The 12128-nt window shown below is 54.2% G+C and carries 8 protein-coding genes; 6 read left to right on the top strand and 2 right to left on the bottom strand.

Features of this window, described 5'->3' with window-relative positions:
* Positions 1-125: 125 nt before the first annotated feature.
* The 5 genes from PJDR2_RS25460 (at position 126) to PJDR2_RS25440 (ending at position 7213) form a co-directional block, all read left to right on the top strand.
* Entirely contained in the window at positions 126-1016 is an 891-nt protein-coding gene (locus tag PJDR2_RS25460; RefSeq protein ID WP_049790081.1) for an ABC transporter permease, read from the top strand.
* 3 nt (positions 1017-1019) lie between these two features.
* Positions 1020-1919 (top strand): carbohydrate ABC transporter permease, encoded by a 900-nt coding sequence (locus PJDR2_RS25455; protein WP_015846612.1) that lies wholly within the window; start codon positions 1020-1022, stop codon positions 1917-1919.
* Positions 1920-2004: 85 nt separating this feature from the next.
* A complete protein-coding gene (locus PJDR2_RS25450; RefSeq protein ID WP_015846611.1) occupies positions 2005-3696 on the top strand; it encodes a hypothetical protein in 1692 nt (563 codons plus the stop codon).
* Between the two features lie 104 nt (positions 3697-3800).
* Positions 3801-5600, top strand: a complete 1800-nt coding sequence (locus PJDR2_RS25445) for a cache domain-containing sensor histidine kinase (RefSeq protein ID WP_015846610.1) — start codon at positions 3801-3803, stop codon at positions 5598-5600.
* A gap of 2 nt (positions 5601-5602) precedes the next feature.
* Complete coding sequence (locus PJDR2_RS25440; RefSeq protein ID WP_015846609.1) at positions 5603-7213, top strand: response regulator; 1611 nt, start codon at positions 5603-5605, stop codon at positions 7211-7213.
* 21 nt (positions 7214-7234) lie between these two features.
* Here the strand turns inward: PJDR2_RS25440 and PJDR2_RS25435 are convergent, their stop codons facing one another.
* A complete protein-coding gene (locus PJDR2_RS25435; protein WP_015846608.1) occupies positions 7235-8713 on the bottom strand; it encodes a sulfatase in 1479 nt (492 codons plus the stop codon).
* A gap of 242 nt (positions 8714-8955) precedes the next feature.
* On the opposite strand from PJDR2_RS25435, the gene PJDR2_RS25430 reads away from it, so the two are divergent.
* Positions 8956-11076 carry an alpha-galactosidase gene (locus PJDR2_RS25430; RefSeq protein ID WP_015846607.1) on the top strand — a complete coding sequence of 707 codons (2121 nt, stop codon included), beginning with the start codon at positions 8956-8958 and terminating at the stop codon, positions 11074-11076.
* Between the two features lie 19 nt (positions 11077-11095).
* Here PJDR2_RS25430 and PJDR2_RS25425 read toward each other — a convergent pair whose 3' ends face one another.
* Positions 11096-11986 carry an AraC family transcriptional regulator gene (locus PJDR2_RS25425; RefSeq protein ID WP_015846606.1) on the bottom strand — a complete coding sequence of 297 codons (891 nt, stop codon included), beginning with the start codon at positions 11984-11986 and terminating at the stop codon, positions 11096-11098.
* Between the last annotated feature and the right edge of the window lie 142 nt (positions 11987-12128).

Below are 12128 nucleotides of genomic sequence, written 5' to 3'. Positions count from 1 at the left end.
CGTGTGTCCTTTCTCTTCGGGGCTGCCAATCAAAATTGACAAACATTGCGATAGAAAACCAATCGTTGTTGCGTAGTTCGAAAGGCCGGCGCTGCCGTACAATGAAGCTAGAAAGAGGTGATACGATGTCTGCCATACTTAAATACAAATGGCAATATCTCATGATCATGCCGGCCGTCGTGCTGCTTCTGTTGTTCAGCTACGTGCCGATGGCCGGTATACAGGTCGCGTTCAAGGACTTCCATATCGGCTATACGATTTGGAACAGCCCATGGACCGGCTTCGACAATTTCGCATTCCTCCAGGACAGCCAATTCTGGCTGGTGGTGAAGAACACCGTGTACATCGCGTTGCTCAAATTCGTATTCGGTTTTCCCGCTCCAATCATTCTGGCTTTGATGATCAACGAGGTAAGCCACGGGGGCTTCAAGCGATTCGTTCAATCGGTCAGTTATCTGCCCCACTTTTTCTCCTGGATTGTAGTCGCTTACATTCTGCAGTCGCTGCTCACGCTGGACAACGGTCTCGTGAATCAGCTGATCGTGTCTCTCGGCGGAGATCCGGTATTCTTCCTGGGCTCGACCGAGTGGTTCCGTCCGATGATCGTAGCCAGCGGGTTGTGGAAGGAGGTTGGCTGGAACACGATTCTGTATCTGGCCGCGATCACGTCCATCGATCCGCAGCTCTACGAAGCTGCCAAGGTGGAAGGAGCGGGCCGTCTGGCGCAAATCCGGCACATTACGTTCCCGGGCATCCTGCCGACGATTTCCATCGTCCTGATCCTCAGCATGCCAAGCCTCATAGCGGTCGGAATGGATCAGATCTATCCGCTGATGAACCCTGCCAACCAGCCGGTTGCGGATGTTCTGGATACTTATATTCTCCGAAGCGGCTTGCAGCAAGGCTATTTCGGCAGCGCGACGGCAGTAGGCTTGTTGTCTTCGGTTATCAGTCTGCTGCTGGTTCTCAGCACGAACCAGATATCCAGAAGAATCAACGGAGAGGGGCTCTGGTAACCGATGAAACGTTCAACCGGCGAAAAGTTCGGACAGGCGGTTATTACCCTGCTCCTGCTGCTGCTCTGCCTGACGGTCCTCTATCCCTTCGTCTACATGCTGGCGATCTCCCTGAACACGGGCAGCGACGCCGCCAAGGGAGGCGTATATTTGTGGCCGAGGCAATTCACGTGGTCCAACTTCCATATCGTGCTTGGCAACAAGGTCATTCAGCACTCTTACCTGATTACGATTCTGCGAACGATCATTGGCACAGTAAGCGGTCTTCTGGTGACTCTGCTTGCCGCGTTCGCCTTGTCCTACAGGCAGATGCCGGCGAGAAGGGCGCTGCTGACGATCGTGCTGATCACAATGCTGTTCAGCGGCGGACTCATTCCGTTCTATATCCAGCTGTTTAATCTATCGCTGATCAACACGTTCTGGGTATATATTCTGCCAAGCGCCTTCTCGGCCTGGAACATGTTCGTTATGCTGAAGTTTATCCAAGGCATTCCGGAAGCCTTGATCGAATCGGCGGAGATGGATGGCGCCAAGCCGCCAAGAGTCCTGTTCTCGATTATCATTCCGCTTTCCAAGCCGATGCTCGCGGCTCTTGGTCTGTTCACGGGCGTCATGCACTGGAACGATTGGTTCGCCGGCGCCTTCTTCGTCTCGGACCAGAATCTGATTCCGGTCCAAACGTTTCTGCAGCAGCTGCTCTCCGCACAGGATATCTCGGTGGTGATGGGCTCCAACAATAGCGTGGAGGCGCTCGCGCGGGGCAGCCAAAACTTGGCCCAGGTGACGCTGATGTCCGTCAAGATGGCAACCGTTATGGTAAGCGCGATTCCGATTCTGTGCGTGTATCCGTTCCTTCAGAGATTTTTCGTCAAAGGCGTACTCATTGGTTCGGTCAAAGGTTAAGGCATTCCGATCTTGTTGCATGTTATCGCAGGGTATTAGGATTAACCACATATACCAAAATAGCTAGACAGAGAGGGGAAAAAACATGAAAAGTCGCGCATTTTACGCGAAGTCGACCACGGCCGGCGCGCTTGCCGCGCTTATGCTGGCGTTAACCGCTTGCTCGGGCGGAGGTGGCAGCTCGACTAACTCGCCGTCGCAGGATCCGGAACAGACCGGACAGACGGCCGAGGGAGGCAAGCAAGGAGGAAAGTTTGATCTGTGGCTCGGATGGACGACCACCGTCAACAACGACAGCATGGTGCAGAAATATTGGAGAGAGAACGAACCGTTTGTCGACGTGCAGATCGAATCCACGCAAGGCGACGCTTCCACCGCGCTTAACCTGAAGCTGAATACGGGCGGCTTCGACGATGCGGCCATCTTCGGGCGGAGCGACGTTATCAATACATCCATGGTTCGTTCCGGCACGATCCAGCCGCTTGAGCAATACTTCGACATGCCGGACAAATATCCGGGACTCGCTTCGATTCCGAAGCAATATCTGGATGCGATGAAGGACAAGGACGGACATATCTGGTCCATTCCGACTTGGTATGACCAGAATCCGCAAGATCCATGGCCGGGCTGGGCATCTCTTGGCTGGTTCGTACGCGAGGACGTCTTGGAGAAAGCAGGCATGAAGAAAGAAGATTTGGCTACGATTGATGGCGTCGAGCAATATTTGAAGGCGGCAAGCCAGCAGACGGACGCCTCCGGCAACAAGCTTATTCCTCTCGGCTTCCTGTCGGATGCCAATGACGAGAACGTCATCCTGAATACGTTCGGCGTATCGACCAGCGGCGGCGGCGTCGTACCGGTGGAGAAGAAGGGCGACGACTACGAGTTCATCTATGACAATCCGCAATACAAAGAGGCTTACAAGTGGATGAACAAAATGTATAACGAAGGACTAATCGACAAAGAAGCGATTACGGACAAAAAAGAGCGCTACAAGGAAAAAAACCAGTCCGGACGCATTGCGTTGAACGTTGGCGGATTCTTCAACATGGATGCTCATCTGTGGGAAGTGCTGAACGGACCAACCGCACCGGCCTGGTACTATCAGACTGTTCCGTATCCTAAGGTGGCCGGCGTAGACAAAGTCGGCATCAACACCATCATCAATCCGAATCCGGGCGATGACGTGTATATCAGCAAAAACACGAAAAATCTCGACGCCATCCTCAAATTCTTCGATTATACGCTTACGCCTAAACCGGAAATGCAGCAAGTCGTAAATGAAGGACCTGCGGGCACGTTCTGGGATTGGGTCGATAAGCCGCTGGGCAAATGGCATTATATCGACGAGAACTACACTGCGCTTCATGATTCCGGCGATGCGGCGAAGAAAGCAAGCACGACGCCTGAGCTTTACGCGACGTCCTCGTACAGCAACGAGTGGTATCCATGGTGGAATTACGAGGCTACCGACACTGTAGCGGGACGTCAGAAGACAATCGACTTCACCAACGCGATCAGCAAAATGGGTGCCATTCGGGTAGCCGAGCCGTATGACTTGGTCAAATCCGAACCGGGCAGCCTGTGGGAGAAATATTCGCCTGAACTGGAAAACGTAAGGAAAGAATACAAGGCCAAACTGATGATGGCCAAGGACGACAAGGCCTTCGAAGCGGCATGGACCGAGTTCCAGTCGGCGCTTGAGAAGCGCGCGCATTGGAGCGAGCTGAAGGATGAATGGCATCAGCTGTTGTCCAAGCAATTCCCGGGAGCGTAAAATATAATACGGCGCAGCTCAAGCCGTGAGAGAAGGGAAGCCGGGAAGCCGGCTTCCCTTCCGTCGGCTCCGGCTGGGCATTTTCAGGAAAGGAGCGGGGTCTCTTGCGCATTCCTCTCTCTCGATGGATCATCCGATTTACCCGCGGCATGAGTCTCCGCGGTAAGATTTTGTCCCTATACGTGCTCATCCTGCTGCTGCCTACGCTGCTATTGGGAAGCGGTTCCGCGTATCTGGTCGCCCGGGGCTTCCACAACAGCTACCTGTCCGCCGTGGATGAGACGGTCCTGCAGACGGCGCAGATTACGGATTTCAGCAAACGCAACTACGACCTATTGGCAGTCCGAACGGCGACCGACGGGGAATTGATAGCCCGGTTATCCAGACATTACGACGATATGACCGAAGTGGTGGATACCGTCAATTACGTGGACCGCACCTTCCTGCTCACGGGCAAATATTTGCCCGGCATCCTGGATTTTCGCATTTATCACACGAACGATACGCTCGTGCAGGACGGTCAGCTGTTATGGCGCCCGGAATCGAGAAGCATTGCGGGCCAGAAGGAAAGCACGTGGTATCGGAATACCATGGCAGCCGCGGAGCCTCTCAAATGGAGCAGCGTGCCGGGCAGCCCGGATCGTGTCGTCATCACGCACAAAATTGTAGACAGGACGGGGACTCCTCTTGGTCTCGTTTATATATTGCTGGACTATGACGCTGTATTCGGAGAACGGGTCGACCGTCCTTTTAACGATAAGGGAAGTCTGTTCGTCGTGGATAACGACCGGAGCATCCTGGCATCGACCGATCGGGAGCAGATCGGGAAGAAGCTTGCGCTAAGCGAGTGGCAGGAAGACTTCGCGGAGGACGATATCACGAATACCGCCCATTGGCTGGATCTTACGCATAGCAAAGAGCTGCTGATCGTTAAGCCGCTATCTTCCGGTTGGAGCGTTGTATCGTCCACCGCGATGAAGCAGTTAAGCGCGCAGGACCGCATGATTCTGCTTCTAATTGCCGGAATTACGATCTTCTTCCTGCTGCTGTCCATATCGCTGATGATGACCGTCGTGCAGAACATCGTTCGGCGAATCCGCAAGCTTGGCAACCGGATGGGTGATTTGTCGCGTGGCGAGTTCGAAGCGGCAATCCGCTACAGCGAGCAGGACGAACTAGGCGACCTGGAAAACAGGTTTAACCTGATGTCCGAACGTCTAGGCAAGCTCGTCGAAGACATTACGCAAGCCGGCTTGCAAGAGAAGGAGCAGGCTTTCAGGGCTTTGCAGGCCCAAATCAATCCGCATTTTATTTATAATTCGCTAGGGCTGCTCCGCTGGCGCGCCATGGATGCAAGGGATCAGGAACAAATTCAGATTATCGACGCGCTGACGACCTTCTACCGGCTGACGCTCAACAATCAGATTAGCGTTATCCGAATCAGGGATGAGGTAGAGCATGTGAAGGCTTACCTGGAAATCTGTCAATTCCGTTATCCGGGCAAAGTTCGGCTTGAGTGGGAAATCGACGAATCGGCGCTTGATTTGTATACGATCAAGACGGTGCTGCAGCCCATTGTGGAGAATTGCTATCAGCATGGGGCTATTGTCCGCAAGCCGGATGCTTTTATCCGTACCTCCATTGAGAGAAGGGGTGACCGGGTCGTGATGTCGGTGTTCGACAACGGACAGGGCATTTCCGGGGATACGATCAGGCAGCTGGCCGATGGCGTTTACGAAGGGAACGGGAATGGCTTTGGATCTACCAATATTAAGGAGCGGCTGGCGCTGTATTTTGGGGACGATGCCCGTTATACGATAGAAAGCGCTTTGGGAGCATGGACGCTGGTTACGATTGATTTTCCGGCCTGCCGGGTCCAGCCAGTCATTAAGAAGGGGCGATAAAGATGCTGAACGTACTTATTGTGGATGACGAAATATCGCATGTGCAGGGACTCGTCCGGTTTATCGAATGGGAGAAGCTTGGCTATGCAGCCCCGTCGACGGCGGAATCGGGAGAGGAAGCGGCAGAGATGCTTCAAGGCTCGGAATTTGACGTGCTGATCTCGGATGTTTCCATGCCGGGCATGACGGGAATCGAGCTTGCGGCGGAGGCGAAGCGGCTTCATCCCCATATTCAGATTCTGATGATTAGCGGCTACAACGAATTCGAATTCGTCCAGGATGCCATCCATGTCGGCGCTCAGGCCTATGTGCTGAAGCCGCTCAAGATTGAAGAAGTGGCTTCGCGTCTGCAAAGCTTCCGAAGCGCCATTGAGATGCGGAAAGAAGTCGTTGAGCAGACCAGGGAGCTAGAGAAAAAAGTGTCGGGCAGCGTAAAGCTCGTCAAAGAAAGGTTCGTAGACGACCTGATTGCCGAAGCCCTTCCCGTCGATGAGCTTCTTGCTTCGTGGGACGGACTGCTGACGCTGCCTGAACTGGATTCCGGCTATCAGATTATCGTGCTTGGCCTGGATCGTAATCCTTCCTCCGGGCAGGAGGCGAAGCAGCGGATGCTGCTCGGAAGCAGCTTTAAGAAAACGGTGGAAGTCGCCTTCTCCCAAGACGATTCCATCTGGCTTGCACAGACTTCGTTTGACGAATTTGTCGCGCTCCACGTCAATCCGTCGCCGCCAGCGCGCGCCAAAGCGGAGAAGCAATATCAGTTTATTCAATCCATCATGAGCGAGCAGTACGGGGCAAGCGTGACGATCGGCTGCAGCCGCGAAGGCTCCGCATGGGAAGAAGCTTCGCTTCTGTACAGGGAAATACGGTTCAGCATGACCAAGGCGAGGTTGATAGCCGACGGGCAGATCGTACGTTACAACGAAGTAGAGCCAAGCGACTTCGCGGCCTACAGGATGCATGACGAATTTATTCCGGGCTTGCTTAAGCGGCTGGACTCCGGCGATGCCGGGCAGGTTGCCGAATACATGAACCGGATCAAGGATGCGCTGCTTGCGACGGGAAATGCTTCTTTCTCTTATGCGCAAGCATTCGCCATGAGCTTCCTTGGAGAGCTGATCCGCCATTTGAAGTGGAAGAACGAGCCGGATAGCGAGGCGAACATTCTCTTGTGGCGGCAAATGCTCGATTGCGGAAGCGCCCTGCAGCTGGCGGAGCTGCTGGCCGGTTACGTGCAGCGGTACATGGATACCGAGCAGAAGGCGCAATTGAACCAGCAGCATAACCTGATCCGGAGAGTATCCCTATTCATCGAGGAGCGGCTTCACGAGCATTGGACGGTGAAGCAATTGGCGGAGCATTTCAACTTGAACGCCAGTTATCTCAGCGTACTGTTCAAGCGGGAAATGGGCCGGACGATCTCCGAGTTCGTTCAGGATACCCGTATTGAGCGGGCCAGGAAGCTGCTCCAGGATCCCAATATTAAAGTTTACGAGGTTGCCGAACAGGTGGGCATTCAGACAACCGCGTATTTTACTTACCTGTTCAAGAAGCTGGTAGGCGTCACTCCGCAGGAGTACCGGGATTACGGCTATTCGCCGGGAGACGCCTGAAGCTCCCTTGAACGGCCTTCGTCAGCTCAAGCCAAGGCGTTCATATTGCTCGGACGGCGCATCGCTTGCTTTCATAAGCGACACGAGCAGCTCCTTCATCCTATTCTCGGCGTCATTGTCATCCAGGGGCCGCAATTGATCCGGATCGTTTACCGTATCGTAAAGCAGCGTCCCCATTCGATGGGCGGGAACAAAACAATCCGCTTTAATCCGGAGCGTGCTAACGCCTTTCGTAAACGGGAAGGGCTCGGCTAGCTCCATGCCGCGCAGCTCGTCGACGGAGAACAACGAGGCCATATGCGTCGGCATTAAGGTGTAATTGTATAATGGCGAGTTGTCCGGATGCACGGGTGCGCGCATATAAACGTATTGCCCGTCGGTGCAGTTGACGTGAGCGCCATGTATGCCGAATAGTGCGGCCTCGCGGCTGCGCCGTCCTTCGGCTTCCGCCTTAAGCGCCTCCGTCAGCGGGATGCCGGTCATATCCGGCGTCGCCGGAACGCCGAACAGCTCGAGCAGAGTTGGGGCAAGATCAATCATTTGCGTTAATTGGCCGCATCTCGTGCCGCGGTCGCCGGAGCGCGGATCCCATAGGAACAGCGGCGTGCGGGCAATTTCGTTATAGAAAGGCATCATGCTTTTGCCCCACCAGTCATGCTCGCCAAGGAGCAGACCATGATCCGTCGTGACGATCAGCATGGTATCCTTCCACAGATCATATTCGTCCATCGCGTCCAGCACCTTGCCAAGCGAAGCGTCGCACATGCTGAGCAGCGACGAATATTCGAAGCGGCAATGCTCGATTTCCTGTCTGGTTTCCTGTACCTTGGCATAGTTAGGCCAGTCGAAGGGCTTGCCGTTATATTCGTGGGGATAGAGATCCCGGTAAGCTTGCGGCGCAAAAAACGGCTCATGCGGATCAAAGGCTTCAATCTGGAGCAGCCACCGGTCTTCGCTCCGGTTAGTGCGTATAAATTCCAGCCCCTTCTCGAAGGTCTGCGACTGCGAATGGTCGGTCTCCGTGCTCATATATTGCCGGTTAATCCAATCCTGCCGGAACAGCCATCCGCGGTACCCTTCATATTGATGAACATGCTCCGGAATATCGGGATTGGCGACAACGCCTTTCCAAGGATCGCCTTCCTGCCCCCGCACGTTATCCCAGGTCGTATATTGATTATGGTAGGTTGCGCCGCCTGCCTCCCAGTAATGATAGTGGTCGCTGACCAAATGCGAATAGACCCCTTGCTGCCTTAGCAATGCGGGCAGGGAATCGTCAAAAGGCTCCAGCGGTCCCCAGCTTCGATGCAGGAAGTTATGACGGCCGGTGAGCAAATCCCGTCTTGCGGGCATGCAGGGCATGCTGCCTACCCAGTTGTTATCGAAGGTTACGCTTCTTTCCGCAAGCCTGCTGAAGTTGGGCGCGTGAACATCCTTCCCCCCGTAGGGAGGCAGCATATGGCGGTTTAGTGAATCGAACATGACGATTATGGCTTTCATTCGGGTTCTCCTTTTGAAGGAATTAATTCGAAATTAGAGAAATCAGATCATCGTGCATCTTCTGCGACTTTATTATACCGCCTTACGGGGGAGAGGCCATTGGCATAGCGGTTGGATTTTTATCGTTTTGATTGCCTCCTTGACTGAATCATCATATCGTCCATCATTATCCGTATATCGTTAATGGATTCGGGCTTCGTTTTTCCGTACGATTAGCGCATCAAATACATGAGGTGATTCTCTTGAACATACAATTTAACTCTGATTTGCGGTTATTTTCGATCTCGACGGTAAACAGCTCTTACGTGTTTGGATTAAACGATAAGGGGATCCTGCAGCATTTGTACTGGGGTGCTCCCGTTGAAGCAGCCGATTGCGCGCTCCTTATGGGTTCCCGTTCGCATAGCTCGTTTGACGCCGCGCTTGACCGCGAAGCGGAAGAATTCGCTTTCTGGGGCGGGTTGTCGTATATGGAGCCCGCGCTGAAGGTTCGCTTGCATGATGGCGTGCGCGATCTGCGTCTTGTTTATGACGGATATCAAACGGAAGCAGCGGGCGGCAAAGAGACACTGACCATTACGCTGAAGGATGAGACGTATCCGATTGAAGCCCGTCTGATCTATACGGTTATGCCAGGGCTTGATTTGATTGAGCGATCCGCGGTTATCGTGAATACCGGCAGCGAGGATATCGTGCTGGAAAATGCCCAATCGGCAGCGTGGACGATGCCAACGCTCGATAATTACCGGCTGACGCATGTAACGGGCAAATGGGCCGGCGAGTTTCAATTGAGGGAGACGGTGCTTTCGGAAGGGAAGAAGGTACTGGAGTCCCGTCGCGGCTTTACCGACGCCCACGCGAATCCTTGGTTTGCGATCGACAACGGCAGAGCAACGGAGGAAGCGGGAGAGGTATGGTTCGGCGCGCTCGCCTGGAGCGGCAACTGGAAGATCGTCGCGGAGAAAACGGCGTTTGACCTTCTGCGGGTAACGGGCGGCATTAATGACTTCGACAGCGAATGGACGCTTGCTCCGGGAGAAAACTTCGAGACGCCCGTATTTGTCGGAGGATATGCTTCCGGCGGCTTTGGTTCAATGAGCCGCATGCTGCATCAGTATCAGTATGAAGTCGTGGCTCCGGGACGAAGTCTACGCAAAGTATTGTATAATTCGTGGGAAGCGACGTATTTTGACGTCAACGTTCAGGACCAGACGGCCCTTGCCGAGCGTGCGGCGAAGCTTGGCGTAGAGCTGTTCGTTATTGACGACGGCTGGTTCGGACAGCGCAACCATGACCGCGCGGGCCTTGGGGATTGGACCGTTAATCCGGAGAAATTCCCGAACGGGCTCGGCGAGTTGATTGACAAGGTTCGCGGACTAGGCATGGAGTTCGGCATCTGGGTCGAGCCGGAAGCCGTTAACCCGGACAGCGACCTGTACCGGCAGCATCCGGACTGGGTATACCATTTCCCGACCCGCTCGCGGACGGAGCTGCGCAACCAGCTTGTTCTTAACATTTCCATGCCGGAAGTAAAACGCTACATTATCGGCTTTATGTCCGATCTGCTTGAGCGTCATCATATTTCCTTCGTTAAATGGGACATGAACCGGACGATTACCGAGCCGGGCATGATGAACCATCCGCTTAACCGGCAGAAGGAGCTGTGGGTCCGCCATGTGCGAAGCTTGTACGAGATCTGGTCGGAGCTGCGGGAGAAATTCCCTCATGTCGCGTTCGAGACTTGCGCGGGCGGCGGTTCCCGCATAGACTTCGGCATGCTGCGGTATGCAGAGCAAGCTTGGCCAAGCGACAACACGGATGCTTTCGACCGGCTGAGCATTCAAGAAGGCTTCTCGTATGCGTACGCGCCTAAGCTGATGACCTGCTGGGTGACGGAAGAAGTAAGCGGAATGAACAAACGCGTTACTTCCATCCCTTACCGCTTCCACAGTGCCATGACGGGCACGCTTGGCATCGGAGCTAATCTGAATCATTGGAGCGAGGAGCAGCTTGCGGAAGCGGGCGCCTTGGTCGCGCAGTATAAAACGGTACGTCCGCTCGTTCAGGAAGGCCGGCAGTATCGATTAAGCGCGCTGAAGCATAAAGGCGTAGAAGCGGTTCAATACGTCGGCATCGGCGAAAGCGGGGAAGAAGAAAGCGTGCTGTTCGCTTTCCTGCATTCGCAGAAGCTGGGAGACCACTTCCCGCGCTTGCTCCTGCAAGGCCTTAACCCGGACAAGCAATACGCTATTAAAGGTATCGAAGGCGTGTTCAGCGGACGTTCGCTTATGCGCATTGGCGTAGAGCTGCCGCTGAGAGGCGACTTCGACAGCTTGATGTACCATATCCGGGAACAACAATAATCGTTTCCTGACGGGGAAGTTATCCTTTATGCGTGCTTCGGTACGCGGAAGGCGACTTCCCCATTATTTTTTTGAACAGCCGGGAGAAGTAGTAGGGATCCTGGAAGCCGACGCGAATGCCAACGGCCTTGACGCTTTGATCCGTCAGATCGAGGTATTGGCTGGCCAGCTGAATCTTCAGGCGCAAGTAATAATCGATCGGCGAATAGCCGGTCTTTTTTTTGAACAATTGGGTAAAATGGGGCACGGACAACGCCGCTTCCGCCGCCAGCTCCGCCAGCGACACATTATCCTCCAGATGCTCCGTCATATATTGGATCGCCTTCTCGATGTCGAGCTGCCTGCGCGGACTTGGGGCCGCCTGTCGATGCGCTTGGACTAACCGGATTATGCCTGCCAGATGGCAGGCGAGCTGCGAGACGTAGATGACATGATCCAGCGTATAGCCTTTCAGCAGCATTTCGTAACATTCGTCGAACAGCCCGATGATAGCCGAGGAACGCTCCACCGGGATGGGCACGGGTGCTGCTTTTCCTTGCTCGCCGAAGAAGGAGAACGCAAGCTCGCCTTTCAGATGGATCCAATAGATGGTCCATGGTTCCTCTTCCGACGATCCGTATTCATGAGGCGTGCCGGCGGGGATTAAGGTAAGCTCGCCCTTGCGTACCTCAAGGCGCTTCTCGTCGTCCAGCTTGACCCATCCGCAGCCGTCCGTGCAATACATGACAATATAGGCTTCGCTTCCTTCCGGGCGGTGCCGGTAGTGATGCCGCGCGTAAGGGAAACAGCCGATATCCGTAATATGAAGGGGGCGGATAAGAGGATGGGCGGCATATTCGGCCAATATGTGGTCGGGAAGCACGATCAGCTTCTGTGAAGGGAAGCCTTCTTCCTTTAATAGTCTATCCATGCCTTGAGAGATCCTCCAATCATGCCTGTATATAAGGATTCGAAGGTTCTGATAATCATCATATTGTCCATTATAATCATTTGATTGTCAATGGCGGTCCTTGCCGCAATTGCGTACGATTAACCCATAACAATCGTACCTC

It is taken from the genome of Paenibacillus sp. JDR-2, from assembly GCF_000023585.1.
Taxonomy (GTDB): domain Bacteria; phylum Bacillota; class Bacilli; order Paenibacillales; family Paenibacillaceae; genus Pristimantibacillus.
The sequence above is the reverse complement of the archived record's forward strand: the minus strand, read 5'-3'. Positions and strand labels throughout refer to the sequence as shown.

What these genes read in the sequence shown, in the direction of transcription:
- PJDR2_RS25425 (WP_015846606.1), bottom strand. Translation starts at nt 11,986, where the DNA reads ATGGATAGACTATTAAAGGAAGAAGGCTTCCCTTCACAGAAGCTGATC.
- PJDR2_RS25455 (WP_015846612.1), top strand. Translation starts at nt 1,020, where the DNA reads ATGAAACGTTCAACCGGCGAAAAGTTCGGACAGGCGGTTATTACCCTG.
- PJDR2_RS25450 (WP_015846611.1), top strand. Translation starts at nt 2,005, where the DNA reads ATGAAAAGTCGCGCATTTTACGCGAAGTCGACCACGGCCGGCGCGCTT.
- PJDR2_RS25460 (WP_049790081.1), top strand. Translation starts at nt 126, where the DNA reads ATGTCTGCCATACTTAAATACAAATGGCAATATCTCATGATCATGCCG.
- PJDR2_RS25440 (WP_015846609.1), top strand. Translation starts at nt 5,603, where the DNA reads ATGCTGAACGTACTTATTGTGGATGACGAAATATCGCATGTGCAGGGA.
- PJDR2_RS25435 (WP_015846608.1), bottom strand. Translation starts at nt 8,713, where the DNA reads ATGAAAGCCATAATCGTCATGTTCGATTCACTAAACCGCCATATGCTG.